This window comes from Mycolicibacterium smegmatis (assembly GCF_001457595.1).
Lineage (GTDB): Bacteria > Actinomycetota > Actinomycetes > Mycobacteriales > Mycobacteriaceae > Mycobacterium > Mycobacterium smegmatis.
On the sequence record NZ_LN831039.1, the window covers coordinates 2,901,561 to 2,927,744 of the forward strand.

26 protein-coding genes are annotated in these 26,184 nt (G+C 68.9%); 12 read left to right on the forward strand and 14 right to left on the reverse strand.

The window, feature by feature from the left end; all coding sequences use genetic code 11:
* Nucleotides 1-32 precede the first annotated feature (32 nt).
* Nucleotides 33-707 (reverse strand): potassium uptake protein TrkA, encoded by a 675-nt coding sequence (gene trkA, locus AT701_RS13935; protein WP_058126036.1) that lies wholly within the window; start codon nt 705-707, stop codon nt 33-35.
* Nucleotides 708-804: 97 nt separating this feature from the next.
* On the opposite strand from trkA, the gene AT701_RS13940 reads away from it, so the two are divergent.
* Complete coding sequence (locus AT701_RS13940) at nt 805-2,808, forward strand: APC family permease (protein WP_197668920.1); 2,004 nt, start codon at nt 805-807, stop codon at nt 2,806-2,808.
* Entirely contained in the window at nt 2,805-3,998 is a 1,194-nt protein-coding gene (locus AT701_RS13945; RefSeq protein WP_011728572.1) for a class I SAM-dependent RNA methyltransferase, read from the forward strand. Before AT701_RS13940 ends, AT701_RS13945 begins: the two co-directional genes overlap by 4 nt.
* A gap of 8 nt (nt 3,999-4,006) precedes the next feature.
* On the opposite strand, the gene AT701_RS13950 is transcribed toward AT701_RS13945, so the two are convergent.
* Together AT701_RS13950 and AT701_RS35730 are read right to left on the reverse strand one after the other, a co-directional pair.
* Nucleotides 4,007-4,891 (reverse strand): diguanylate cyclase domain-containing protein, encoded by an 885-nt coding sequence (locus tag AT701_RS13950; protein ID WP_235630852.1) that lies wholly within the window; start codon nt 4,889-4,891, stop codon nt 4,007-4,009.
* Entirely contained in the window at nt 4,891-5,094 is a 204-nt protein-coding gene (locus AT701_RS35730; RefSeq protein WP_235630849.1) for a hypothetical protein, read from the reverse strand. The genes AT701_RS13950 and AT701_RS35730 overlap by 1 nt, the downstream gene beginning before the upstream one ends.
* Before the next feature lie 359 nt (nt 5,095-5,453).
* On the opposite strand from AT701_RS35730, the gene nhaA reads away from it, so the two are divergent.
* From nhaA to AT701_RS13965, 3 genes are read left to right on the forward strand one after another with little or no spacing between them, the layout of a single operon-like run.
* The gene (nhaA, locus tag AT701_RS13955; protein WP_058126037.1) at nt 5,454-6,749 is read left to right on the forward strand and encodes a Na+/H+ antiporter NhaA; all 1,296 of its coding nucleotides are present in this window, start codon (nt 5,454-5,456) and stop codon (nt 6,747-6,749) included.
* A 24-nt stretch (nt 6,750-6,773) separates the two neighbouring features.
* Entirely contained in the window at nt 6,774-8,690 is a 1,917-nt protein-coding gene (gene dxs / locus AT701_RS13960) for a 1-deoxy-D-xylulose-5-phosphate synthase (RefSeq protein WP_011728575.1), read from the forward strand.
* A gap of 37 nt (nt 8,691-8,727) precedes the next feature.
* Complete coding sequence (locus AT701_RS13965) at nt 8,728-9,642, forward strand: alpha/beta fold hydrolase (protein ID WP_011728576.1); 915 nt, start codon at nt 8,728-8,730, stop codon at nt 9,640-9,642.
* A gap of 27 nt (nt 9,643-9,669) precedes the next feature.
* On the opposite strand, the gene AT701_RS13970 is transcribed toward AT701_RS13965, so the two are convergent.
* Together AT701_RS13970 and AT701_RS13975 are read right to left on the reverse strand one after the other, a co-directional pair.
* A complete protein-coding gene (locus AT701_RS13970) occupies nt 9,670-10,917 on the reverse strand; it encodes an HRDC domain-containing protein (RefSeq protein ID WP_058126038.1) in 1,248 nt (415 codons plus the stop codon).
* Nucleotides 10,918-10,919: 2 nt separating this feature from the next.
* The gene (locus AT701_RS13975) at nt 10,920-11,456 is read right to left on the reverse strand and encodes a DUF3000 domain-containing protein (protein WP_228096708.1); all 537 of its coding nucleotides are present in this window, start codon (nt 11,454-11,456) and stop codon (nt 10,920-10,922) included.
* Nucleotides 11,457-11,622: 166 nt separating this feature from the next.
* Here AT701_RS13975 and hemE point away from each other — a divergent pair, with 166 nt between their 5' ends.
* Genes hemE through AT701_RS13995 form a run of 4 tightly spaced genes read left to right on the forward strand, consistent with a single transcriptional unit; the run spans nt 11,623 to nt 15,094 of the window.
* The gene (hemE, locus tag AT701_RS13980; RefSeq protein WP_011728579.1) at nt 11,623-12,684 is read left to right on the forward strand and encodes a uroporphyrinogen decarboxylase; all 1,062 of its coding nucleotides are present in this window, start codon (nt 11,623-11,625) and stop codon (nt 12,682-12,684) included.
* Nucleotides 12,681-14,042 carry a protoporphyrinogen oxidase gene (locus AT701_RS13985; protein WP_011728580.1) on the forward strand — a complete coding sequence of 454 codons (1,362 nt, stop codon included), beginning with the start codon at nt 12,681-12,683 and terminating at the stop codon, nt 14,040-14,042. Before hemE ends, AT701_RS13985 begins: the two co-directional genes overlap by 4 nt.
* 4 nt (nt 14,043-14,046) lie before the next feature.
* A complete protein-coding gene (gene hemQ / locus AT701_RS13990; RefSeq protein ID WP_003894166.1) occupies nt 14,047-14,742 on the forward strand; it encodes a hydrogen peroxide-dependent heme synthase in 696 nt (231 codons plus the stop codon).
* Between the two features lie 31 nt (nt 14,743-14,773).
* Nucleotides 14,774-15,094, forward strand: a complete 321-nt coding sequence (locus AT701_RS13995; protein WP_014877485.1) for a hypothetical protein — start codon at nt 14,774-14,776, stop codon at nt 15,092-15,094.
* 47 nt (nt 15,095-15,141) lie between these two features.
* Here the strand turns inward: AT701_RS13995 and msrB are convergent, their stop codons facing one another.
* From msrB to AT701_RS14015, 4 genes are read right to left on the reverse strand one after another with little or no spacing between them, the layout of a single operon-like run.
* Entirely contained in the window at nt 15,142-15,555 is a 414-nt protein-coding gene (gene msrB, locus AT701_RS14000) for a peptide-methionine (R)-S-oxide reductase MsrB (protein ID WP_003894168.1), read from the reverse strand.
* A 51-nt stretch (nt 15,556-15,606) separates the two neighbouring features.
* Complete coding sequence (gene aftC / locus AT701_RS14005) at nt 15,607-16,899, reverse strand: arabinofuranan 3-O-arabinosyltransferase (protein WP_011728581.1); 1,293 nt, start codon at nt 16,897-16,899, stop codon at nt 15,607-15,609.
* A gap of 21 nt (nt 16,900-16,920) precedes the next feature.
* Entirely contained in the window at nt 16,921-18,501 is a 1,581-nt protein-coding gene (locus AT701_RS14010) for an alpha/beta hydrolase (protein WP_162139536.1), read from the reverse strand.
* A gap of 28 nt (nt 18,502-18,529) precedes the next feature.
* Nucleotides 18,530-19,312, reverse strand: a complete 783-nt coding sequence (locus tag AT701_RS14015; RefSeq protein WP_011728583.1) for a pyrimidine reductase family protein — start codon at nt 19,310-19,312, stop codon at nt 18,530-18,532.
* A 34-nt stretch (nt 19,313-19,346) separates the two neighbouring features.
* Here AT701_RS14015 and zapE point away from each other — a divergent pair, with 34 nt between their 5' ends.
* Nucleotides 19,347-20,384, forward strand: a complete 1,038-nt coding sequence (gene zapE, locus AT701_RS14020; protein ID WP_011728584.1) for a cell division protein ZapE — start codon at nt 19,347-19,349, stop codon at nt 20,382-20,384.
* 1 nt (nt 20,385) lies between these two features.
* Here the strand turns inward: zapE and AT701_RS14025 are convergent, their stop codons facing one another.
* The 4 genes from AT701_RS14025 to AT701_RS14040 are packed head-to-tail and all read right to left on the reverse strand — an operon-like array spanning nt 20,386 to nt 22,695.
* Nucleotides 20,386-20,916 carry a GNAT family N-acetyltransferase gene (locus AT701_RS14025; protein ID WP_003894176.1) on the reverse strand — a complete coding sequence of 177 codons (531 nt, stop codon included), beginning with the start codon at nt 20,914-20,916 and terminating at the stop codon, nt 20,386-20,388.
* A 4-nt stretch (nt 20,917-20,920) separates the two neighbouring features.
* Nucleotides 20,921-21,445: a hypothetical protein gene (locus tag AT701_RS14030; RefSeq protein WP_003894177.1), complete on the reverse strand. Its 525-nt coding sequence runs from the start codon at nt 21,443-21,445 to the stop codon at nt 20,921-20,923.
* A 47-nt stretch (nt 21,446-21,492) separates the two neighbouring features.
* Entirely contained in the window at nt 21,493-21,918 is a 426-nt protein-coding gene (locus AT701_RS14035; protein WP_003894178.1) for a PPOX class F420-dependent oxidoreductase, read from the reverse strand.
* Between the two features lie 42 nt (nt 21,919-21,960).
* Nucleotides 21,961-22,695, reverse strand: coding sequence for a Clp protease N-terminal domain-containing protein (locus tag AT701_RS14040; protein WP_003894179.1), 735 nt, complete (start codon nt 22,693-22,695; stop codon nt 21,961-21,963).
* 155 nt (nt 22,696-22,850) lie between these two features.
* On the opposite strand from AT701_RS14040, the gene AT701_RS14045 reads away from it, so the two are divergent.
* The gene (locus AT701_RS14045; RefSeq protein ID WP_003894180.1) at nt 22,851-24,194 is read left to right on the forward strand and encodes a sensor histidine kinase; all 1,344 of its coding nucleotides are present in this window, start codon (nt 22,851-22,853) and stop codon (nt 24,192-24,194) included.
* A gap of 3 nt (nt 24,195-24,197) precedes the next feature.
* On the opposite strand, the gene AT701_RS14050 is transcribed toward AT701_RS14045, so the two are convergent.
* A complete protein-coding gene (locus AT701_RS14050) occupies nt 24,198-24,860 on the reverse strand; it encodes a FadR/GntR family transcriptional regulator (protein WP_011728586.1) in 663 nt (220 codons plus the stop codon).
* A 58-nt stretch (nt 24,861-24,918) separates the two neighbouring features.
* On the opposite strand from AT701_RS14050, the gene AT701_RS14055 reads away from it, so the two are divergent.
* Nucleotides 24,919-26,160 (forward strand): CynX/NimT family MFS transporter, encoded by a 1,242-nt coding sequence (locus tag AT701_RS14055; RefSeq protein WP_011728587.1) that lies wholly within the window; start codon nt 24,919-24,921, stop codon nt 26,158-26,160.
* Nucleotides 26,161-26,184 lie beyond the last annotated feature (24 nt).

Genomic DNA, 26,184 nt, shown 5'->3' on the forward strand with positions numbered 1-26,184 from the left:
GCACACCTCCTCAAACATTCCGCCGCGGCGGCTCATTCGGAATCCAGGTCGTCTGAGGGCGGCAGCAGGGCGATGGCCAGCGCCTCGGCGATGTGCCCGGACACCGCGGCCAGGTAGACCTGGTCGCCGGACTGGATGACGGTCTTGGCATCGGGCAGATACCCGTTGCCGAAGCGGATCATGAACGCGACCCGTCCACCCGTGGCGGCTTCCAGATCGGTGACCTTGCGGCCCGCCCACCCCTCGTGCAGGTCGAGTTCGGCGACACCCACGCTGCCGGTGGGGTCACGCCACTTGGTGGTCTCGGTCTCGCGCGTGAGGACGTTGAGCAACCTGTCGGTGGTCCACGGCACCGTGGCCACGGTCGGGATGCCCAGCCGCTCGTACACCGCGGCGCGCTTGGCGTCGTATATCCGCGCCACGACGCGCTGCACGCCGAAGGTCTCACGCGCCACACGCGCGGCGATGATGTTCGAGTTGTCACCCGAGGAGACGGCCGCGAACGCCCCGGCCTCCTCGATCCCGGCCCGTACCAGCACATCGCGGTCGAAGCCCATACCCAGGATCCGCTCACCCGCGAAGTCGGGGGAAAGGCGGTGGAAAGCGGTGGCGTCGCGGTCGATGACGGCGATCTCGTGGCCGATCCGGGCCAGGCTGTCGGCGAGAGAGGCGCCGACGCGGCCACATCCCATGACAACTACACGCACCAGTGCATCCTTTCGGCGGCGGAGAGACGACGCTATCGCAACCCGTGCACTCGGAACGCTACAGCTTTCTCACGGTCGTCTGGCTTCAGGCTTACTCTTGGCACTCGTGTCCAAGCTTTCGACCGCAGCGCGCCGACTGGTCATCGGGCGGCCGTTCCGCAGCGACAAGCTGTCCCACACGCTGCTGCCCAAGCGGATCGCGCTCCCGGTCTTCGCCTCCGACGCGCTGTCCTCGGTCGCCTACGCGCCCGAGGAGATCTTCCTGGTGCTCTCGGTCGCCGGACTCTCGGCGTACACGATGACACCGTGGATCGGGCTCGCGGTCGCGGCCGTCATGCTCATCGTGATCGCCAGCTACCGGCAGAACGTGCACGCCTATCCGTCGGGTGGCGGCGACTACGAGGTGGTGACCACCAACCTGGGCCCGACCGCGGGGCTGACCGTGGCCAGCGCACTGCTGGTCGATTACGTGCTCACGGTCGCGGTGTCGATGTCGTCGGCGATGTCCAACATCGGCTCGGCCATACCGTTCGTCGCCCATCACAAGGTGCTGTTCGCGGTGATCGCGATCCTGCTGCTGGCCGCGATGAACCTGCGTGGCATCCGGGAATCCGGCGTGGCCTTCGCGATCCCCACCTACCTGTTCATGGCCGGCATGTTCATCATGCTGGGCTGGGGCCTGTTCCAGATCTACGTACTGGACCACTCGCTGCGCGCCGAGTCGGCCGATTTCCAGATGCACTCCGAACACGGCGAGGTGCTCGGCTTCGCCCTGGTGTTCCTGGTGGCGCGCGCGTTCTCGTCGGGTTCGGCGGCCCTGACCGGTGTCGAGGCGATCAGCAACGGCGTGCCCGCGTTCCGTAAGCCCAAGTCCCGCAACGCGGCGACGACGCTGCTGCTGCTCGGCGTGATCGCGGTCACGCTGTTCATGGGAATCATCCTGCTGGCCAAGGCCACAGGCGTGCAGATCGCCGAGCATCCGCACGTCCAGCTCATCGGCGCGCCGACGGACTACCACCAGAAGACGCTCATCGCCCAACTCGCCGATGCGGTCTTCCACGGCTTCCCGCTCGGCCTGTACCTCATCGCGACGGTCACCGCGCTGATCCTGTGTCTGGCCGCCAACACGGCCTTCAACGGGTTCCCGGTGCTGGGATCGATTCTCGCCCAGGACCGTTACCTGCCGCGGCAGCTGCACACGCGCGGTGACCGGCTCGCGTTCTCCAACGGCATCCTGATCCTGGCGCTCGCCGCGATCGCGTTCGTGGTGGCGTTCGGGGCCGAGGTCACCGCGCTGATCCACCTCTACATCGTCGGCGTGTTCGTGTCGTTCACGTTCAGCCAGATCGGCATGGTGCGCCACTGGACCCGGCTGCTGCGCAACGAGACCGATCCGGCGATCCGGCGGCGCATGATGCGCTCACGCGCGATCAACACCGTGGGGCTCACCGCGACGGGTGCGGTGCTCGTGGTCGTCGTCGTGACGAAGTTCGTCGCGGGCGCCTGGATAGCGATCCTCGCGATGGTCGCGCTGTTCGTGCTGATGAAGCTGATCCACCGGCACTACGACACCGTCGCACGCGAACTCGAGGCGCAGGCCGAAGACGAGGACGACATCGTCCTGCCCAGCCGCAACCACGCAGTGGTACTGGTGTCCAAGTTGCACCTGCCCACCAAACGCGCGCTGGCCTACGCGCGCGCGACGCGTCCCGACGTGCTGGAGGCCATCACCGTCAGCGTCGACGACGCCGAGACCCGCGCGCTGGTGCACGAGTGGGAGGGCAGCGACGTCGCCGTGCCACTCAAGGTGATCGCGTCGCCCTACCGCGAGATCACCCGGCCCGTGCTCGACTACGTCAAGCGCATCACCAAGGAGTCGCCGCGCACCGTGGTGACGGTGTTCATCCCGGAGTACGTCGTGGGACACTGGTGGGAGCAAATCCTGCACAATCAGAGTGCGCTGCGTCTCAAAGGCCGGTTGTTGTTCATGCCCAACGTTATGGTGACCTCGGTGCCGTGGCAGCTCACCTCCTCTGAGCGGCTCAAGGCAATTCAGCGCCAGTCGGCGCCAGGAGACGCGCGCAGGGGATTCTTGGAGTGACAGAACTGACCCTCACCACCGGGGCCCCGGCCAACGGTGGCAGTTGCGTGGCCCGCCATGACGGGCGCGTGGTATTCGTCCGATACGCCCTGCCGGGCGAGACCGTCCGGGTGCGCGTGGTCGACGAACGCGGATCATTCTGGCGTGCCGAGGTTGTCGAGGTGATCGACCCGTCGCCCGACCGTGTCGACTCGTTGTGCCCGATCGCCGGCGTCGACGGTGCCGGCTGCTGTGATCTGGCGTTCGCGACGCCTGACGCCTCTCGGCGGATCAAGGGCGCGGTGGTGGCCAACCAGCTGTCGCGGCTCGGGGGATACCACTGGCGCGATGAGGATTCGGCGACCGCCGAGCCTGTCGGCTCCGGCGCGGCCACCGGGTGGCGCACCCGGGTGCGCCTGGACACCACCGCCGACGGTCGGCCCGGCTTCCACCGCTACCACAGCGCCGACCTGGTCACCGACCTCGGCTGCGCACAATTGCCGTCGGGAATGGTCGACGGCCTCGACGACCTGCGCGTGCCCGGGGGAGCGCAACTGCATCTCGCGCTGGATTCCGAGGGCACCCGCCACGTCGTGCAGTCGGGCCCCAAGAACGGGCGCAAGAGCCCGACACGTGTGGTCGACGGCCAGTACGAGGCTGTGCAGCGCATCGGTTCTCGCGTGTGGCGCGTGCCCGTCACCGCGTTCTGGCAGGCGCACCGCGAGGCCGCGGCGCTCTACAGCGATCTGGTCGCGGGCTGGGCGCAGCTGGAGCCCGGGATGACGGCGTGGGATCTCTACGGCGGTGCGGGCGTGTTCGCCGCGTCCCTCGCCGAACAGGTGGGGGAGAGCGGGCATGTCGTCACGGTCGACACGTCACGCGGATCATCACGATCGGCGCGCGCGGCCCTGGCCGATCTGAAATCCGTGTCGGTGATCACCGATTCGGTACGCCGGGCGCTCGCGACGCAACATCAGCGGGCCGACGTCGCGGTGCTCGACCCGCCGCGCACGGGCGCCAACCGCGAGGTGATCGACCAGATCGCGGCCGCCGACGTCCCGCGGATCATCCACATCGGTTGCGAGGCAGCTTCATTCGCGCGTGACGTCGGGCTGTATCTGCGGCACGGCTACCACGTCGAGGAGATCCGGGTCTTCGACTCGTTTCCGCTGACCCACCACATCGAGTGCGTCGCGGTGCTCAACCGCTGACCTAAAAATCACTCCTGGTTGGGCGTGGGGGTGGGGTAGTTGACCGAGATGGTCTGATTACCGCCGGCCGCGCGTGACTCGTTCATCGCGCGCATCGCGACGTCGATGAGTTCCTGCAGGACCTGCTCGGCGGGCAGGCTGGCCAACGGGGCCAGTGGGCTGCACACCGTGCCGATGCTGGCGGTCAGCCGCATGGGCGTGGTGCTGATCGCCAGACGCATGCGCTCGACGAGCGGTGACGGGTCGTTGGTCTTGAACACGTCGGCGATCAGGAATTCGCTGTCGGAGACGTGGGCCAGCGGAACCCGGTGACGCACGGTCTCGCGCAGGGCCTGGGCCACCGCGACCCGGGCATGGAGCGTGCTGTGCGTGCCGTCCATGTCGCTGAGCAACGACATGTCGTCGATGCCGACCGCGAGGATCACCAGGTACTGGTCGTCGTGGCGACTGTGCGAACCCAGCATGGTCGCGGCCTGGATCTCGAACGCCTCGCGGTTGAGCAGACCCGTGAGCCGGTCGATCTCATTGGGGTGCTGTACGTTGCCCGCGTCGAGCAGGCGGATCGCCATGCGGCACAACATGGACGTGGTGGCGATCACCAGTCCGCTCACCAGCGCGCCCGACAGCGCCATCGGGATGCTCGTGAACGCGACGCGGATCGCCAGGAACCCCACGGTGAGACCTGACGCGATCCATGACAGGACCAGAACGCGCCGACTGTGCAGGAACGCCGAGTAGGTGGTGACGAGGCTGAACACCGACGAACTGAGCAGGCCCACGGTGGGGTCGCTCATCGACGACAGCGTGACGGCGATCCCGACCGTGCCGATGCCGACCACCAGCCATGACTGATTGCGGCTCGGCCACTTGCGCCGCCACCACCACACCGACATCAGCACGCCGCACGCCGTGGCGCCGTGGCGCCCAGTGGGACGTACCGCAGCGCACCGGCAGGCCCCGCGGGCGAGGCGAGCATCAGCACCGGTACGAACGCCAGCGCGGTGATGGTCACGCCGATGATGCGGCGCATTCGGGAACGCTGGCCCTGTGCCGAGAGCATGGCGGTGCGCGCGTAGTAGTGATCGAATGGACTCAAATCCGCACCCCGGGAAATCGATTTCGAATTACAGACTACGTAATGACGCAACAAATCGGACGCGCAGAGTTCAATTCCCGGCAACCGATTCCGCAGCGCGGAATTTATGTTGACGGATACGTTATTTCGTGTGGACGGCGACCCGCCCGGTTTGTGCTGCTCAACTGCCGGGCAGGGACCGCGAGCTGCCGATCACGGGCGAGGTGAATCCGCAGTGCGCACCACGAATTCACCTCTCAAGGGGTGCGAACCGGCGCGGACCTCCGTGCGGCGCGACCGGCACACGGCTGTTAGCGTGATCGCGGGTGTGCCGGGAAGCCTGGTCGGCGTCCGCCCGATGCTGCCCACAGGAGCCCGTCATGACCGATCAGCCTGAAACCTTCCGACGGCGCATCTTCTCGCGCAGCTCGTGGCCCGAGTGGCAGCGCGTCTCCGAACTGCTGCGCACCGAGACCGTCGGTGGCGCGCTGCTGCTGGTGGCCGCGCTGGCCGCGCTGGTCTGGGCGAACTCGCCGTGGTCGGCCGGCTACGACCAGGTCTCCGACTTCGTCGTCGGGCCACATTCGCTGCACCTGGACCTGAGCATCTCGGCCTGGGCCGCGGACGGTCTGCTGGCGATCTTCTTCTTCGTCGTCGGCGTCGAACTCAAACGCGAGTTCGTCGTGGGCGACCTGCGTGATCCGGCCAAGGCCGCGCTGCCCATCGCCGCGGCCGTCGGCGGCATGATCGTGCCCGCCGTGATCTTCGTCGGCGTCAACCTCGTCGCGGGCCACACCGAGAATCTCGGCGGCTGGGCGATCCCGGTCGCCACCGACATCGCGTTCGCGCTCGCGGTGCTGGCCGTGATCGCCACCCACCTGCCGTCGGCGCTGCGCATCTTCCTGCTGACCCTGGCCGTGGTCGACGATCTGCTGGCCATCATCGTCATCGCGGTCTTCTACACCACCCAGCTGTCGTTCGGGCCGCTCGCGGGCGCGCTGGTGACCATCGCGGTGTTCGGGCTCGCGGTGCAGCGTGGGGTGCGCACGCCGTTCCTACTGCTACCGCTCGCGGTGGTCGCGTGGGCGCTCATGCACGCCAGCGGGGTACACGCGACGGTCGCGGGCGTACTGCTGGGCTTCACCATTCCGGTGCTGGGCCGCCACGCGTGCGCCGACCGGATGGAGCACCGGCTGCGGCCGCTGTCGGCGGGGTTCGCGGTCCCGGTGTTCGCGTTCTTCGCGGCAGGCGTCACCGTCGGCGGACTGTCCGGATTCGCCTCGGCGCTGTCGCACCCGGTGACCTACGGGGTGATCGCGGGCCTGGTCCTCGGCAAACCCATCGGCGTGTTCTTGACCACGTACGTGCTCGCCAGGTTCACCAAGGCGAACCTCGACGAGGATCTGGCCTGGCGTGACGTGTTCGGCCTGGCGTTGCTCGCCGGGATCGGCTTCACGGTGTCGTTGTTGATCGGTGAACTCGCGTTCGAGAACAGCCCGATTGCCCACGACGACGCCAAGATCGCGGTGCTCACGGGATCGGTGCTGGCGGGCGTACTGGCCGCGGTGGTGCTGTTGTCCAGAAACGCGGTCTACCGGCGCATCCACGAGGCCGAGACCGTCGACGCAGATGACGATGGTGTGCCCGACATCTACCAGCCTCGGCAAGACCAGTAGTGAGCCGGTGCGTAGACTGGCGAAATGCTTGAACAGGTCCGCGGCCCCGCTGACTTGCAGCACCTGTCGCAGTCACAGCTACGTGATCTGGCGCAGGAGATCCGGCAATTCCTGATCCACAAGGTCGCTGCAACCGGTGGACATCTCGGCCCCAATCTGGGGGTCGTCGAGCTCACACTGGCGCTGCACCGGGTGTTCGATTCGCCGCACGATCCGATCATCTTCGACACGGGTCATCAGGCGTACGTGCACAAGATGCTGACCGGTCGCAGCGAGGATTTCGACACGCTGCGCAGCAAGGACGGCCTCTCGGGTTATCCGTCGCGCTCCGAGAGTGATCACGACTGGGTCGAGTCCAGCCATGCCAGCGCGGCCCTGTCCTACGCCGACGGGCTGGCCAAGGCCTTCGAACTCACCGGGCACCGCAACCGCCATGTGGTGGCCGTCGTGGGCGACGGGGCGCTGACCGGCGGCATGTGTTGGGAGGCGCTCAACAACATCGCGACCTCGCGCCGCCCGGTGGTGATCGTGGTCAACGACAACGGCCGCAGCTACGCGCCGACCATCGGCGGCCTCGCCGAGCATCTCGCGGCGCTGCGCCTGCAGCCGGGGTACGAGCGCGTGCTCGAAGAGGGCCGCAAGGCCGTTCGCGGTGTGCCGCTCATCGGCGAGCTGTGCTACCAGTGCATCCACTCGATCAAGGCCGGCATCAAGGACGCCATCGCCCCGCAGGTGATGTTCACCGACCTCGGCATCAAGTACGTCGGCCCCATCGACGGGCACGACGAACACGCCGTCGAGAGCGCCCTGCGCCACGCCCGCGGCTTCAACGCGCCGGTGATCGTGCACGTCGTGACCCGCAAGGGCATGGGCTACGCGCCCGCCGAGAACGACGAGGCCGACCAGATGCACGCCTGCGGTGTGATCGACCCCGAGACCGGGTTGCCCACCAAGGCCAGCGGCACCAGTTGGACGTCGGTGTTCTCCGACGAGTTGATCTCGCAGGCCGCCAAGCGCCGTGACGTCGTCGCGATCACCGCGGCCATGCCAGGGCCCACCGGTCTGAGTGCGTTCCGGGACCGGTTCCCCGACCGGTTCTTCGACGTCGGCATCGCCGAACAGCACGCCATGACCTCGGCCGCGGGCCTGGCGATGGGCGGGCTGCACCCGGTGGTCGCGATCTACTCGACGTTCCTCAACCGTGCCTTCGACCAGTTGATGATGGACGTCGCGCTGCACAAGCTGCCGGTGACCATGGTGCTCGACCGCGCAGGCATCACCGGGCCTGACGGCGCGAGCCACAACGGCATGTGGGATCTGTCGATCCTCGGCATCATCCCCGGCATCCGCGTCGCCGCGCCGCGCGACGGTGCCCGCCTGCGTGCGGAACTCGGCGAGGCGCTGGCCGTCAACGACGGCCCCACGGCCATCCGGTTCCCCAAAGGGGATGTGGGCGAGGACATCCCGGCGGTGCAGCGCCGCGACGGGGTCGACGTGCTCGCTGTTCCCGCCACGGGTCTCACGCACGACGTGCTGCTGGTGGCGGTCGGATCGTTCGCGAAGATGGCGCTGGCCGTCGCCGAACTGCTGCGCAGCCAGGGCATCGGCGTGACCGTCGTGGACCCGCGTTGGGTGCTGCCCGTCCCGGAGGCGCTCGCCGATCTGGCCCGCGATCACAAACTCGTGGTCACCGTCGAGGACAACGGTCTGCACGGCGGCATCGGGTCGTCGGTGTCGGCCGCGCTGCGGCACGCCGAGATCGACGTGCCGTGCCGTGACGTCGGTGTACCGCAACAGTTCCAGGACCACGCGTCACGCGGTGAGGTGCTCGCCGAGGTCGGCCTGACCGATCGTCACATCGCCCGGCAGATCACCGGGTGGGTGGCCGCGATCGGCACCCGCTCGGCCGCCGAGGACGAAGTCGGGCAGACGCTCGACTAGCAGCCCTCGGGCTCCTCGCGGCCAGTAGGCTGCCGAGATGCACGATGAACTGCAGCGCTGGAAAGACGCCGGGCAGTACTTCGACTACCTGGGATTCGACATCTTCTACCGGGTCGACGGCGTGGCGCCGGGCACCGGGCCGAATCTGCTTCTCATCCACGGATATCCGTTCAACTCGTGGGACTGGTCGCTGATCTGGCCCACGCTGACGCAGCGGTTCACCGTGATCGCCCCGGACATGATCGGCATGGGGTTCTCGGACAAACCGGTGGCCTACGAATACCGCGTCACCGACCACGCCGACATCCACGAGGCGCTGCTCGCGCACCTCGGGATCACCAGCACGCACATCCTCGCCCACGATCTCGGTGACTCGGTGGGGCAGGAGATGCTGGCCCGTCACGAATTCGGCGGTCAGGCGTACGGCGGTTTCCAGATCGAATCCGTCACGTGGCTCAACGGGGGACTGTTCAACGAGGCCTACCGGCCCCGCCTGATGCAGAAGGTCATGTCGCGAACACCGTTGGGCGACATCCTCAGTCCACTGCAGGGGTCACCGCTGTCACGGCGGGTCTTCGAGTCGACCCTCGACCAGATGTTCGGAGTGAACACCAAGCCGTCGCGCGAGATGATCGAGAAGTTCCATCAGATCCTCGACCACAACGACGGAAAACGCGTGCTGCACAAGGTCGGACGATTCGTCACCGATCGCTACACCCACCGCAACCGGTGGGTGCGCGCGATGCGTGAGACGTCGGTGCCGATGCGGTTGATCGACGGGCCGTCGGATCCGAACTCGGGCCGCCACATGGCACAGCGCTATCTCGAGGTCATCCCGGATCCCGACGTCGTGATGCTCGCCGACGACATCGCCCACTGGCCGCAGATCGAGGCGCCGGACGCTGTGCTCGCACACTTCCTGGAGCACATCGACCGCGTCGTCGCGCTCTGAAACCGGTTTGAATCCGGCCGGCCTGCATCAGTTCTCGGCCAGCGCGACGGTGAGCACCGGCACGGTGAGCTCGCGCTGCCACGGCCGCACCTGGTTGTCGACCAGGAATTCCTCGACGGTCGACGCGACGTCGGCCACGGGTTGCCAGTCCCAGCACAGCCGGCGCACCACCTCGGGGGTGATCAGGTTCTCGGCCGGCACCGAAACGCGTTCGGACAGTTCGGCCAGGCCGGCACGGGCCGCCTCCAGGCGTGCGGCGGCCTCGGGTTTGCGCCGTGCCCAGCGCGCCGCGGGCGGCGGGCCGTTGGACGCCTCTGACGCCGACGGCGGATCGGGGTTCTGTCGCGCGCGGTTGAGGGCGTCCAGCCAGACCTGGGCGCTGCGCCGCTGCTTGGCGCCGCCGAACACCGGGAGCGCGGTGAGTTCCGCGGTGGTCTTGGGGTCGACGGTGGCCGCGTTGATGATCGCGGCGTCGGGCAGGATCCGGCCGGGGGCGATGTCACGGCTGCGGGCGATGTTGTCCCGCGTGGTCCACAGCTCGCGGACCGCGGCCAGCGCCCGCGGGTTGCGCACCTTGTGGATGCCCGACGTGCGCCGCCACCGGTCCCGGCGCGTCGGTTGCGCGACGTAGGTGCGCAGGTGCTCGAATTCCTGTGCAGCCCATTCGGTCTTGCCCTGCTCTTCGAGCACCGCGGCGATCGCGTGGCGCAACTCCAGCAGCACCTCGACATCCAGCGCCGCATAGTTGAGCCACTCGTCGGGCAGCGGACGCTTGGACCAGTCGGCCGCGCCGTGGCCCTTCATGAGCTGCAGCCCCAGCAGTCGCTGGACCATCGCCGCGAGGTTGACGCGTTCGAACCCGGCAAGCCGGCCCGCCAGTTCGGTGTCGTACAGCTTGCCCGGACGCAGACCGATCTCGGCCAGACACGGCAGATCCTGATCCGCGGCGTGCAGCACCCATTCGTCGTCGGCCAGGGTCTGCGCGACGGGCTCGAGCGTGTCGATCGGCGAGCCGCCGTGGTTGACCGGGTCGATCAGTGCGGTGCCTGCCCCGGCGCGGCGGATCTGCACCAGGTACGCGCGGTTGGAGTACCGGAAACCCGACGCGCGTTCGGCATCGATCGCGAACGGACCGCTACCACCCGCCAGCTGACGTGCGGCCGCGGCGATCTCGTCGGCGCTGACGCAGAGTTCGGGGACGCCTTCGGCGGGGGTCAGAAGCGGTGTCGCTTCTGCCTCCTCCACATCGGCAGGTTCGGTATCCCCTTGGGTCATCTCTATGCGCGGGTACGGGAACTCAAGTCGGTGACGCCGGCTGGTGGCAGTCCGGCGGCGTGCTCGAGCACTTCGCAGAACGCTTCCACGTGCGGGCCGAGTTCCAGCGTCGTCGCCGTCCACGACGCGCGCAACTCCAGCTGGTGGGCGCGCGGTGGGCCGGCGATGTCGCCGTAGCGCACGGATGTGGTCGCGGTGACCGTGCCGCCCAGTGCGGTGACCTGGTTGGCGCGCGCATCGAGCGCGTCCACCAGCCAGCTCCACGCCACCTCGGGCAACAGCGGGTCCACGGCCTCACTGGAGTCCAGATCGGCCTGGATGTAGGCGACCAGGCGCATCGTGCCGTCCCACGCCTCGGCGCCGTCCGGGTCGTGCAGCAGGATGAGCCGTCCGAAGGCGTCGCCCTCGGAGCGTTCGGGAACTATCGCGGTGTCCGGATGCCGGACCTCGGCGCCCAGGGCATAGCTGTACGGCGCCAGCCGCTGCGGCGGGCGGATCGGGCCCAGCTCGATTTCCGGCCGTACGGTGGTGGCATTCATCGCCGCCACCGCCGTCCGGAACTGTGCCGGTTCGGCAGAGGTCACGGCGTTTGACGCTAGTCCATCTGGGCACAACAGGGGACAGGCGCGCCGTAACGACCTTCATCGAAGGTGAAGACGAGCGCGTCACACCAGGGAAAATTCGCTCGTGGCACGATAGGACGCGATGAATACCCGCCGTGAGCTGCCCGAGTCGCCCTATTTGGCCGCCGCAAGCGGCCGCAGCCCACACCGCGTGCCGGTGTGGTTCATGCGGCAGGCCGGCCGGTCGCTGCCCGAGTACCGGGAGCTGCGCGCCCAGCACAGGATGTTGCAGGCCTGCTTCGACGCCGAGCTGGTGTGCGAGATCACCATGCAGCCGGTCCGCAGGCACAAGGTGGACGCGGCCATCCTGTTCTCCGACATCGTCGTGCCGCTCAAGGCCGCGGGTATCGGGCTCGACATCGTGCCCGACGTCGGGCCGGTCATCGACAACCCCATCCGCACGCTCGGCGACGTGCAGGCCATGCCGGCGCTGGAGTCTCCCCAGGTGGCCCCGGTCGCCGAGGCCGTGAGGCTGCTGACCGCCGAACTGGGCGACGTCCCGCTGATCGGCTTCGCAGGCGCCCCGTTCACGTTGGCCTCCTACCTGGTGGAGGGCGGTCCCAGCCGCCACCACGAGCGCACCAAGGCGATGATGCTGGGGGAGAGCTCGACCTGGCACGCCCTGATGACGGCGCTGACGGATCTGACCATCGCGTTCCTGCAGGCGCAGGTGGACGCGGGCGTGGACGCGTTGCAGGTGTTCGACTCGTGGGCCGGGACGCTGTCGCTGACCGACTACCGCGAGTACGTGCTCCCGCACAGCAGCCGCGTGTTCGCGACCATGGCGGCCGCCGGTGTCCCGATGACGCACTTCGGCGTCGGCACGGCCGAACTGCTCGGCGCCATGTCGGAGGCCCTGGCCCCGGGTGCGGCCCGGGTCGTCGGCGTGGACTGGCGGACCTCACTGGCCGATGCCGCGGCGCGGGTGCTTCCCGGCGCCGCGCTGCAGGGCAACCTCGACCCGGTGGTGCTGCTGGCGGGCTGGCCTGTGGTCGAGAAAGCGGTGCGTCGCGTCGTCGAGGACGGCAGGGCCGCGGTCGCGGCGGGCGCCGCCGGACACATCTTCAATCTGGGCCACGGTGTGCTGCCCGCGACCGATCCGGGCATCATCACCGACGCGGTGGAGTTGGTGCACTCGCTGTGACCATGCGGTTCTGCGTCGTCGGCGGCGGGATCTCCGGCCTCGTCGCCGCTTACCGCTTGCGCCGGGCCGCGGGTCCGCACGCCGACATCACGCTGCTCGACCCGGCCGACCGTCTCGGCGGGATCCTGCGCACCGAGCGCGTCGGCGGGCAATGGCTCGACGTCGGCGCGGAGGCGTTCGTCGCGCGTCGGCCCGAGATGCCCGCGCTGCTGGCGGAACTCGGCCTGGCCGGACGGCAGATCGCGACCTCCGGTGCGCGTCCGCTGATCTACAGCGGTGCGCGGCTGCACCCGCTGCCGCAGGGCACCCTGCAGGGCATCCCGGCGCAGGCGTCGTCGCTGCTGGGTCTGGTCGACGACGCGACGGTCGCGCAGATCATCGACGAACGTGCGCGCCCGTTCGCGTGGCGGCCGGGATCCGATCCGTCGGTCGCCGACGTCGTGGGCGACCGGTTCGGGATGCAGGTCGTGTACCGCTCGGTCGACCCGCTGCTGACCGGGGTGTACGCCGGGTCCTCGGCGACCATCGGATTGCGTTCTGCGGTACCGACCCTGGCCGCGGCGCTGGACCGCGGCGCCCCCAGCCTGACCGACGCCGTGCGTGACGCGCTGCCGCCGCCGGTCACCGGCTCGGTCTTCGGCGCGCTCGACGGCGGCTACCGCGTGCTGCTGGAGGAACTGCAGCGCCGCGCCGCCGTGCGCTGGGCGCAGGTCACCGCTGTGCGCGTCGATCGTGACGCCAACGGCTGGCTGGTGTTCGACGACGAGGGCACGAACTGGAACGCCGACGGTGTGGTGCTGGCCGTGCCCGCACCGGCCCTGCCGGCCCTGATCGAGCACGTCGCGCCGAGGACGGCCGCGGCCGCGCGCCGGATCAGGGTGGCGTCGGCGGCGGTGGTGGCGCTCGCGCTTCCCGGCGGGACGCCGATCCCGCAGCAGTCGGGCGTGCTGGTGGCCACCGGCGAGGCGGGCAGCCTCAACGCCAAGGCCGTGACCCTGTCGTCACGCAAGTGGGGCCGGCGCGGCAATGTCGAACTGCTGCGGTTGTCGTTCGGTCGCTACGGCGACGATCTCGCCCGCAGCACGGGCGACGAGGATCTGCTGGCGTGGTCGACGCGCGATCTGAACACGCTGTTCGGCATCACGGTCGACCCCGTCGACTGGCACATCCAGCGGTGGATCGACGCCATGCCGCAGTACGGCCCGGGCCACCTGGATCTGGTGGCCGAACTGCGTGCGGGACTGCCGCCGAATCTCGCGGTGACGGGCAGTTATCTCGACGGCATCGGGGTCCCGGCATGTGTGGGCGCGGCCACCCGAGCGGCCCTGACGCTGGTGAAAACCGGCGTGGCACGATAGGCCTATGGCCAAGCTCGATTTCGACGCACTCAACTCCACCATCCGGTACCTGATGTTCTCGGTGTTCGCCGTTGCCCCCGGTGAACTGGGCGAGGACCGCGCCGACGTGATCGACGAGGCCGCCACGTTCCTCAAGCAGCAGGAGGACAAGGGCGTCGTGGTGCGGGGCCTCTACGACGTCGCGGGCCTGCGTGCCGACGCCGACTTCATGATCTGGACGCACGCCGACAACGTCGAGGCGCTGCAGTCCACGTACTCCGACTTCCGCCGCACCACCGCGCTGGGCCGGATCAGCGACCCGGTGTGGAGCAGCGTCGCGCTGCACCGGCCCGCCGAGTTCAACAAGAGCCACATCCCGGCGTTCCTCGCCGGTGAGGAGCCCGGCAACTACATCTGCGTGTATCCGTTCGTGCGCTCGTACGAGTGGTACCTGCTTCCCGACGAGGAGCGCCGCCGCATGCTCTCCGAGCATGGCATGGCCGCCCGTGGCTACAAGGATGTGCGGGCCAACACCGTGCCTGCGTTCGCACTCGGCGACTACGAGTGGATCCTGGCGTTCGAGGCGCCCGAACTGCACCGCATCGTCGACCTGATGCGCGACCTGCGGGCCACCGACGCGCGTCGCCACACCCGCGAGGAGACGCCGTTCTTCACCGGCCCGCGCATCAGCGTGGAGAACCTGATCGCCAAGCTGCCCTAGTTACCGGGTTTTCGGGCATCCGTCCGTCATCATGGTGGCCGTGAAGACACACGTTTTGCTCGTCGCGGCCATCGCGGCGGGTGCGCTGGCAACGGCGCCGGTCGGTTTCGCGCAGGCACCCGATGTCGAGCGGTGTGACCCGCAGGCCGGTCAGGTCATCGACATCGTCGCCGGCGACATCGACTGCGTCACGGCGTCGCACTTCGCGGCGCAGTACAACCCCATGGGCGAGAAGTACCAGGAAATCGGGCCGTTCACGTGCTACTCGGGCACCGCGGCATCGGCGCCGCTGCTGTTCCAGTGCGTCTCCGACCTCGAGGGCGGCACCGAGTTCGCGGTCTATCCGGCCTAGTTCTCGTCGACATTCCTGCGTCGATATCGCGCGAACTCAGCGGCGATTCACTCCGCGGGGACCAGGCGCAGCGAGATCGAGTTGATGCAGTAGCGCTTGTCGGTCGGCGTCGGGTACCCCTCGCCCTCGAAGACGTGGCCGAGGTGGCTGTGGCAGTTGGCGCACAGCACCTCCACGCGGCGCATACCGAGCGAGTCGTCGGGCCGCAGGATCACCGCGTCGGAGTCGGCCGGGTCGAAGAATGACGGCCACCCGCAGTGCGATTCGAACTTCTCACTGCTGCGGAACAGTTCGGCGCCGCACGCCCGGCACTGGTAGACGCCCTCAGTCTTGGTGTCGGTGTACTCGCCGGTGAAGGGGCGCTCGGTGCCCGCCCGGCGCAGCACGGCGAACTCCTGGGGCGTGAGCTTCTCGCGCCATTCGTCGTCGGTGAGGGAAAGCTTGGGGGCAGGGATCGTCATGTCCCCAAATTACGTGCGCGAGAGGAAGCGCGCCAGAACCACCGCGCGTGCTCACACGGGGGCAGGCGTGCGTTCCCTGGCCATCCACGGCGGGTCGATGCCCTGGTCGAGGCGGCCGTCCTGTTTGGCGTCGAGGTAGCGGAAGTACAGCACGCAGAACACCACCACCAGCATGAGCGACCAGCCGTAGGTGATCTTCATGTACTCCAGGAAGCGTCCGGTGGTCGGCCAGTGCCCCAGCAGCCAGCGGTCCATGGTCATGAACCCGTAGATCGCCAGCCACGCCGGCCAGTTGCGCAGCACCGAGTTCGGCAGCACCACCGTCATCAGGAACGGGAACAGCATCGTCGAGTAGTAGCCCTGGCCAAGGGACAGCAGCAGGAACGATGCGGTCAGCAGCACGCCCGAGGACGTCAGCAGCCAGAACCGCGGATCGCGTTCACGGTAGTACCGGTACAGCAGCCACAGGCTGCCGACGGCCAGCAGCAGGAACACCACGCGCAGCAGCAGGATCAGCCACATGGGCAGGCCGTAGTAGATGCCGTTGCCCACGATCGAGGAGTTGAAGTAGTCGCGCGTCGACATGATGTAGGGGACCGTGTGGCGCACGAAGTTCATCGGGTCCGGCACCAGCGGCCACGCGGCGATGTTGAACACCAGCGGCACACCGAACGCGGTGATCAGTGTGTAGAACTGCCGGTTGAGTACCGGCAGCAGCAGAAGTGGCGCCAGCGACGGTTTCACCACCAGGGTCAGGCCGATGGCCGCTCCGGCGAGCAGTTCGGCGTTGCGTCCGCCCTTGAGCAGCCAACGGAAGAACAACACCGCGCCCAGCAGCATGCAGCCGTTGATGTTGGTGAAAACCAGTGTGTTGGTGACCGATTCGGTGCAGAACATGGCCAGCACCAGGGCCGGGGCAGCCACCGAGGACAACGTGTAGTCGAAGATCCGCAGCATCAGATAGGCCGCGATCAGGAACGCCAGCACGTTGAAACTGATGTACCAGTAGCGCGACGCGTCGACCGGCAGGTAGCCGAACGGCGCCAGCAGCAGCGTCCCGCCGGGCGGGTACAGGTAGTGCGGGTCGACGTGGTCGAACTGCTCGTTGTAGATGTCGAGCCCGAGCTTGAAGTTGATCACCGCGCGGTACACCGGGCCGAAGTCGTCGGTGATGTAGCCGTTGGTGCCCAGCACGTAGCTGCGGTGGATCACCGACAGGATCGCGATCGGCCACAGCACCGAGCGCAACACCGTGGCGGTGCTCGGCGCAGAGGTGCGGGGGCGGAACGCGTTCAGGAGCTTCGTGGTGATGGAGTCTGTCGCCGTCACCAGCGCACAGTACACCGGCGCCGATCTCGCCAGACGTCAGGCAGGACAGTACGTGTCGGTCTCGGGCAGTTTGCCGTTGTCGAGGTATGAGGTCACGGGCGCTATCGCGCACGTGTCGTAGATGCTCGCGCCGTGCCCGATGCCCTGCCAGATCACCCGCCGGTTGTTGGCGCCCGCGTTGATGATCGTGGCGGCCACCGCGGCAACGCCTTCGTTGCCGACGATCGGGTCGTTCTGCACGCCGAGCAGCAGCACCGGAACGGGCAGTTCCTTGGGGTCCTGCGGCGCCGACCCGCTGGGCCAGTTGAGGCACTGCACCAGGCTCAGTGCGCCGACGGCACCGAACTGCGGGTAGAGCTTGCCCCACGCGACGACGAGTTCGCGGACCCGGTCGGGGGTCGGCCGGTTCAGCGCGTCGCTGCACGAGTTTACGAAATGCCCGTCGGTGAGGCGCGTGGTCTCGGTCTCGGCGATGAGGTCGGTCAGCGGATTGGGGTCGCCGTCGCGTGCGGCGGCGAGGGTGCGCGCGAGTTCTGCCGTCGCGGTCACGCGGTCGCCCCGCGGGAAGCCCAGCGCGGTGGTGATCGCGTCGACGACGGTCGCCACCGACGCGCCACCCGGCCCGCGGCCGGCCCTGGCGTCGGCGAGCAGCGAATCCACCGCGGCTTTGGGGTCGGGGCCCAGCGGGCAGCCCGTGGCGACGCATTGCGCGGCGAACGCGTCGAGTGCGGCCTGCTGGCCTTTGACGCGCTGCTCGGCGGCAGCCTCGGCGCCGATCGCCAGGGGCAGGGGCGAGTCGAGCACCAGCCGCGACACCTTGGTGGGGTGCGCGCCCGCGTAGGCCAGCGCGACCTGCGCGCCGTTTCCGACTCCCAGCAGCGCGAGCGTCGGGACGTCCCACGTGCTGCGCAGGCGTTCCAGGTCCTCGGCCGCGTGGGCGTTGTCGTACGCCGAGTCGCCGGGGGCGATGGTGTCGGTGCAGCTGGTGGTCGCCGTCATGGTGATCGAGCCCAGGTTGGCCACGGGGTCGTTGCCCGACTGGAACTGCGCCTGGTCCAGCATCTCCTGGCGGTCGTACAGGTCGCGGCAGTCGATCGCACCGGACATCCCCGTGCCGCGCCGGTCCACTGCCACGATGGGATGCGCCTTGAGCACGTCGGCTCCTGTGCGCGACAACCACGCGGGCAGCTGAATCGACGATGCGATGTCGGATCCGGTGGTCATCACGATCGGGCCCGCGTCGTCGGGGGTGTCGGCGGCCTTTGCCCGCACGACACCGATCTGCAGGGTGCCCGACGCGCCTTCGAGCGGGTCGAGGTCGGCGTCGTAGTTCGCGCAGTCCAGGGTGACGCCAGGGATGGCGGGCACGCCGGCGTCGCCGAACACGCGAGAGGTGCAGTCGCGCCACGACAGATCGCTCTTGGGGGTCTCGATCGACGGCGGCCCGGAGGGCTCGGCGCTGGTGGTTTCCGGCTGTCCCTGCGGATGCGCACCGGAATCCGTGGCGTAACGCGGGTCCGCGGCGAACATCGGTGTGCACGCGGTGAGCACTGCCAGTGACATCACGGGGACCACCACGCCCGACACGCGCAGGGCCCGCACCAGCTGATCACGCATGGGCACCACAGTAGCGATCGGCTCCGGGCTACCCACGGACGTAACGCGTGTACAAGTAGCCCTCGTCGTCGGTCAGCAGGTGCGACACCCGCATCCGGGTCCGCGCCTGCCCGATACCGGCCGCGATGCGTGGCGCCCCGCCGCCGACGAGGACCGGGGCGATGGTCAGGCACAGCTCGTCGAGCAGGTCGTGTTCGATCAGCAGACCCAGCAGGCTCGGCCCGCCCTCGGTGAGCACCCGGAACAGCTTGCGCTCGGCCAGGATCTGCAGCGCCCGCGCCGGGTCGACGCGCGTGCGGTCGGCGCCCGAGGCGTCGAGCACCTCGGCCACCCCGCCCAGCCGGCGGCGCGCGTCCGAGACGGTGTGCGCGGTCGTGAGGATCAGGGGGCGCACCTCGGTGCGGGTGAAGATCTTGGCGTCGGGTTCCAGATCGGCCGACGCGGTGACGATCGCGATCGGCGGCACCTCGGCCTGACCGCGGCGCTGCCGCGCCTGCCGCTGCGGCACCGACAGCTGCACGCCCGAGTAGTTCTCGATGCGCACCGTCGATGCGCCCATGAGAATCACGTCGGCGGTCTCGCGCATGAGATTGAACACAGCCCGGTCACCGGCGCCGCCGAGGCCACCGGACTTGCCGTCCTGTGTCGCGGCGCCGTCGAGGCTGACGATCATGTTCGCTCTCACGCGACATTTCCGCAGGTCGTCGGGGTAGGCGTAGAACCGCGTTGTCAGTTCGTCGTCGCCGCTGCCGACGGTTCTGCCGCCCGCCGTGAGCTCGGTGAACCGGGCCGGGGCGGTGTCATCGGACATGAACTGAATTTGAGCACGTCGTTACGCTTCCTGCATGCACGGGTCCAGCGGTGTCGCTTCTCTTTCCGATCGTCGTCCCTCCGTCACCCCCGAACGGTTGGTCGCCGAACTGGTGCCGCCGCCCACCTTCGCCGACGTCAGCTTCGACAGCTACCGGCCCGATCCGGCCGAACCGACGCAGGCCGCCGCGGTGCAGTCGTGCCGGCAGTTCTGCGAACAGGCCGCCGAGCGGCGTGCGGGCAAGAAGAAGTTGTTCGGCAAGCGCGAGGTGCTGCCCGGCGTCGGCCTGTACCTCGACGGCGGATTCGGTGTCGGCAAGACCCACCTTCTGGCCTCGACCTACTACACGCTCTCGCAGGGCAACGCCAAGACCGCGTTCGCGACCTTCGGCGAACTGACCCAGCTGGCAGGCGTGTTCGGCTACAACGAGTGCATCGACCTGCTGGCCGAGTACGTGGTGGTGTGCATCGACGAGTTCGAACTCGACGACCCGGGCAACACGACGCTGATCTCGCGGCTGCTGTCGGCTCTCGTGGAGCGTGGCGTGTCGATCGCGGCGACGTCCAACACGCTGCCCGAGCAGCTGGGCGAGGGCCGGTTCGCCGCGCAGGACTTCCTGCGCGAGATCAACACGCTGGCAAAGATTTTCACGACCGTGCGCATCGAGGGCCCCGACTATCGGCACCGCGATCTGCCGCCCGCGCCGGAGCCGCTTTCGGACGCCGAGGTGGCCGAGCGCGCGGGCGGGGTCGACGGCGCGACGCTCGACGACTTCGACGCGCTGTGCGCGCACCTGGCCACCATGCACCCATCGCGTTACCACGCGCTGATCGAGGGCGTGTCCGAGGTGTTCATCACCGGGGTGCACCCGATCGAGGACCAGAGCGTGGCGCTGCGTCTCGTGGCACTGACCGACCGGCTCTACGACGCGGGCATCCCGGTGCTGGCGTCCGGGACCAAGCTGGACACCATCTTCAGCGACGAGATGCTCGCGGGCGGGTTCCGCAAGAAGTACCTGCGCGCGACGTCACGCCTGCTGGCGCTGACCGCCGCGGCGCAGGAGAAGGCCTGAGTCAGACCGGGCGCACCATCACGTAGTCGTTCTCGATGCCGGCGCCGAGCCGAAAGGTCTTGGTGCCGTTGATGGTGAAGCCGTGCTTGGAGTAGAACCGCTGCGCGCGCTCGTTCTGCTGGTTGACGCCGAGCCACACACAGCTCATGTCGAGTTCGGCCGCCCTGGTCAGGGTCGCGGTCATCAGCGCGGTGGACGCGCCGGTGCCGTGCCGGTCCGCCAGCACGTAGATCTTCGACAGTTCCAGCGCCGGGCGGGCCGGGACGGCGCGCTGCACGTCGGCGTCGTCGGGGACACCGCGGATGAGCATCGCGTAACCGATGATCGACGAATCCTCGCGCGCCACAAGCACAGTGCGGTCGGGGTCGGCGAGGTAGTCGCCGAAACGCCGCTCCGACAGGGTCTCTTCGATGAACGCCGCGATGTTGTCCGGGGTCGCCGAGGGCGGGCACGCCAGGGGGAAGGTGGCGGCGGCCACGGACGCGAGTTCGGGAAGGTCCGCGGGTTGGGCGATGTCGACGACGACGGGCATGCCGTCAGGGTAGCGGCGCCCCCGGCTGCCACAGATTCCACTGCGCCAGATGCTGTCCGGTCTTGCGGTCGGTGAGCACCACATTGGTGACCAGTGCGCGGTAGACGTCCCAGTACACGTCGCCGTTGACCGTCGCGCCAGGGGGAGCGTTGCGCAGCGCGAGTTCCAGCGCGTTGGGCGCGTCGGTGTGCTTGGGCTGGTACGCGTCGGCGTACGGGGTCACGCCGTTGAAGTTGAACGACAGTGCCATCGCGTACGGGGTGGGGGAGGACACCGTCGTGACGGTCACCGGTGCCCGCCAGGGGCTGCCTTGTGCCCGCCAGCGCGGGGAACCGTTCCAGCCCCAACCGGGCGGCACCTCGGAGGCGAGGACGTCGTGCACGGTGACGTCGGCGACGATGCCGTTGTGGTCGACGCGCAGCGTCTCACCGATCCGCCCGATCGGGGTTCCCGCGGCGGCCGCGTGCGGGGCCGTGAGCCCGGCGAGGACCGTCAGGGCGGAGACCAGGAGTGCGAACCAGCGAGCCATGCCACGCATGATCGCACAGACTGAAACGTGTTACAGCCGCTTGGGCGTCACGACACCCAGGGGCCGACGCCGCCGACCTTGTCGATGCGGATGCGGGTGAGCCACCCTTCGGGGGCGTCTTCCGGCGGAAATCCGGAGTCCGGTGCGGCCAGGGTCTGCGCGAGTCTCTTCAGCAGATCCTTGGCGCCGCCCTCGACGATCCGTGCGGTTCCCGTGATGGACAGGTACGGGCGCATCACCTTGCCGACCTTGCCCGGGTCGGCGATCGTGACGGCCACGCGCGGGTCGCGGCGCACGTTGCGCACCTTCTTGTGCTCGGACAGGTGCGCGGTGACCAGTTCGTCACCGTCGGGGGTGGACTCGAAGGCGACCCACACCAGCGTGGCCTGTGGGCTGCCGTCTGGGTTGAGGGTGACCAGGGTGGCGTCGGCACCGTTCCCGATGAATTCACGCGCGGCGTCGTTGAGTTTCATGACCACTATCTACAGTGGCGCGGCCGCGTACATTCCCGCGTTTCACTCCGCCGGTTTGGTCATGAACGGTTCCAGCGCGGTGCGCAGGTCGGCCTCGAAGCGTTCGGCGTCGACCCCGAGCCGGTGCAGCGGCCCGTCCCCGTCCTCGGCGTCGACGAGCGCGAGCAGGATGTGCTCGGTCCCGATGTAGTTGTGGCCCAGACGAAGTGCCTGACGGAAGGTCAGCTCCAGGGCCTTCTTGGCTGCCGTGTCGAACGGGATCAGCGCGGCGGCCTCGCCGGTCGACGGTGGCAGCGTCACGGCCGCGCGCACCGCGTCGGCGTCGACGCCCTGGCCGGCCAGCAGCTTGGCGGCCAGGCCCTCGGTGTCGGCGAACAGTCCCAGAAGCAGGTGGTCTGGCGTGATCTCGGCGTTGCGCGCGTCGTGTGCGAGGTTGTGGGCGACGACGATGACGTTGCGGGCGCGCGGCGTGAACCGGCCGAACCCCTCCTCCGGGTTGAGCGCGGTCGGGTCGAAGTCGGGCACCTTGGGGACGAAACGCTTCTGGGCGGCCTGCTTGGTGACGCCCATGCACTTGCCGATCTCGGTCCACGACGCGCCCGAGCGGCGCGCCTGGTCGACGAAATGACCGATCAGGTGGTCGGCGATCTCGCCGAGCGCGTCGGCCGCGATGACGGCGTCGGTGAGTTGTTCGAGCGGTTCGGTGTGCGCGTGCTTGATGCCGTCGATGAGGTCGTCGAGGCGGACGGGGTTGGTGATCTTGGCGTGTTCGACCATGCCGTCAACGTTAGGTTGACGATGATTCGGCGTCAACCTCGGGTTGACGATCTTGAGGTCGGGGGCGCAGGGCCGCGCGGCGGATCGGGCAAGATAGCGCCGTGACTTTCGAAGAGCGCATGATCCGCCTGCTGCGGCCCGTACTGCGGCCGGTGATGCGGGTGCTGTCGTTGCGCACGATCGTCATCGTCGCCGCGCTGTCCGTGGTGGTCCTGGTGCTCACGCTCGGCACCTGGGTGTGGATCGGCGTCACCAACGACCAGTACGCCCAGTTGGACCGGCGCCTGGATTCGCTCAGCAGCCTCGGCGACGTCAGCACGCTGCTCAACAGCACGCGCGAGACCGACGCCGACAACGCCGGCCACGACGACGGCGGGCTGGTGCGCACCGCGTACATCGGCGGCGTCACGGTCTCGGTGCCCAGCGACATCGTGCTGCCGCACCTGGAGAACGGGTACGCCAACACCACGATCGACGGCGTCGAATACCGCGTGCGGACCTTCACCGCGGGCCCGGCGACCATCGCGCTGGGCGCGCCGCTGGCCGAGACGCAGCGGCGCATCGACGAACTGCATCTGCGCGTGGTGCTGATCTGCGCGGGCGTCATCGCGGGCACCGTGGTGGTCGGCTGGGTGATCTCGCTGGTGATGATCAACCCGTTCCGCCTGCTGGCCCAGCAGGCGCGTGCCATCAACGCGCAGTCCAACCCAGAAGAGGTCAAGGTGCGCGGCGTGCGTGAGGCCGTCGAGATCGCCGAGGCCGTCGAGGGGATGCTCGCGCGCATCGGCAGCGAACAGGAACGCACCAAGGCCGCCCTGGAATCCGCGCGCGATTTCGCGGCGGTCGCCTCGCACGAACTGCGAACGCCGCTGACGGCGATGCGCACCAACCTCGAGGTGCTCTCGACGCTGGACATGACCCCCGAACAGCGGCAGGAGGTGATCGGCGACGTCATGCGGACCCAGAGCCGCATCGAGGCCACCCTCACCGCGCTCGAACGCCTCGCGCAGGGTGAGCTGACCACGGTCGAGGACTTCGTCCCGATGGACGTCACCGAACTGCTCGACCGCGCCGCGCACGACGCGCAGCACACCTATCCGGGGCTCAAGGTCACGCTCATGCCGTCGCCGACGGTGCTCATGCTGGGTATGCCCGCGGGGCTGCGCCTGGTGATCGACAACGCGATCGCCAACGCGGTCAAGCACGGGGGCGCCACCGAGATCCGGCTGAGCGCGGTCAGTTCGGCCGACGACGTCGAGATCGCGGTCGACGACAACGGATCCGGCGTGCCCGAGGCCGAACGCGCGGAGGTGTTCGAACGCTTCGCGCGGGGTTCGACGGCGTCGCGCTCAGGCTCGGGGCTGGGGCTCGCGCTGGTCGCCCAGCAGGCCGAATTGCACGGTGGCAAAGCCGCTCTGGAGGAGAGCCCGCTCGGTGGGGCGCGTCTGCTGCTGCGGTTGCCGATCAACCGGTCCCGCGGCGACGACGCCTCGTTCTGACGGTCAGCCCTGCGGGTCGGGCGTCTGCGCCAGCAGGTCGTCGAGGAACCCGCCGGCTTCGCGGCCTGCGCGCTCGACGTCACCCGCGGCGATGGCCTCGACGAGCCCGCGGTGGCTGACCTTGCCGTCGGGCCGGGCGCTCGCGGTGGCCACGCTGGCGGTGATCGCCTCGATCAGGCCCCGGTAGAGCTCGATGAGCACGCTGTTGTGCGACGCGCGCACCACTGCGAGGTGGAATGCGGTGTCGCTGTGCACGAAGTCGTCGTCGTCGGAGGTTTCGGTGCGGTCCAGGAACGCGCGCAGCTCGGCAAGATCGGCGTCGGTGCGGTTGCTCGCGGCCAGCCGCGCGCCCTCGACTTCGAGGCAGCGTCGCACCTGGAGCACCTCGCGCAGTTCCGAGCCGCACAGCCGGCGCAGTGCGCCGGAGACTTCGCTGGTGGCACGCACGTAGGTGCCGTCGCCCTGGCGAACCTCCAGGATGCCGCTGTGGGCGAGCGCCCGGACGGCCTCGCGGAGCGTGTTGCGGCCGACGCCGAGGGTGTCGGCGAGTTCCGGTTCGGTGGGGATCTTCGTTCCGACGGGCCATTCCCCGGAGCTCACCGAGGCACGAAGTTGCTCGATCACCTGATCGACCAGTCCCGTCCGGCGGGTGGACGCGAGCGGCACGGATAACCCTTTCATCCAATCATGGGATGTATGGGACCCTAGCGGAGTGAACCGGAACGTGCCCAGAAACTCTCTCGACAGCTATGAGCACGACCTGGAGCTCGAGATCGACGGGGCCGCGGAGTTCCGCGCACCCGCGATGGCCGCGGGCGGTGTGCTCCTGGCCGTCGCCGTGGTGCTGACGGCGCTGAACCTGCGGCCCGCGATCACCAGCGTCGGCCCGCTGCTGGGGGACATGCGGTCGGACCTGGGCGCCTCCGGGGTGTGGGCCGGCGTGCTCACCACCATGCCCGGGCTGTGTTTCGCCGCGGCCGGTCTGGCCGCCCCCTGGCTTGCGCGCAAACTCGGTCTGGGATGGGCGATCTCGCTGGCCATGGGGGTGCTGACCGTCGGACTGCTGGTGCGTGTGCTCGACGGCGCGCTGGTGGTGCTGGGCGGGACGCTGGTCGCCACGGGCGGCATCGCCCTGATCAACGTGCTGATCCCGGTGGTCATCAAGGGTTCGTTCCCGGCCCGCATCGGCTTGATGACGGGCATCTACACCGCGGCCCTGCAGGGCGGCGGCGCATTGGGTTCGGGCGTGACGTCGCCGCTTCAGGACGTGCTCGGCGGATGGCGCGAGGCGCTGGGAAGCTGGACCGTGCTGGCGCTGGCCGCACTGGTGGTGTGGCTTCTGGCCGCACGCAGCATCCACGGTGCCCGCACCACTCCCATGACCGCGTCCGGCAAGAGCCGGTCGTTGCTCCGGAACCCGCTGGCGTGGACGGTGACGCTGTTCTTCGGCTGCCAGGCGTTCCTGGCCTACATCGTGATGGGCTGGCTGCCAGAGGTGTTCATCGACAGCGGTGTCGGCAAGACCCAGGCCGGGCTGCTCGTCGGCCTGGTGTCACTGCTCGCGGTGCCCATCAGCCTGGTGGTCGCGCCGCTGGCCGCGCGCCAGTCCGGTCAGACCGGATGGATCGTCGGCCTCGGCGTGGTGGGGTTCGCCGGAATGGTCGGTCTGCTGGTCGACCCGGGTGCCGCGCCGCTGTTGTGGAGCGTGCTCGTGGGTCTCGGCATGAGCGTGTTCTCGTTGGCGCTCACCGTGATCGCGTTGCGTGCCCGCACCGCCGACGACACCGCGCAGCTGTCCGGGATGGCGCAGGGCTTCGGCTACCTGCTGGCCGGTTTCGGCCCGTTCCTGTTCGGTCTGCTGCACGACGTGACCGGCGGGTGGACCGCGCCGTGGGCCCTGGTGCTGGCGGTCTATCTCGTGCAGATGGGGGCCGGAGCCCTCGCGGGTCGCAACCGCTACGTCTGATCGGTCACAAAGCGACGTTGTGGC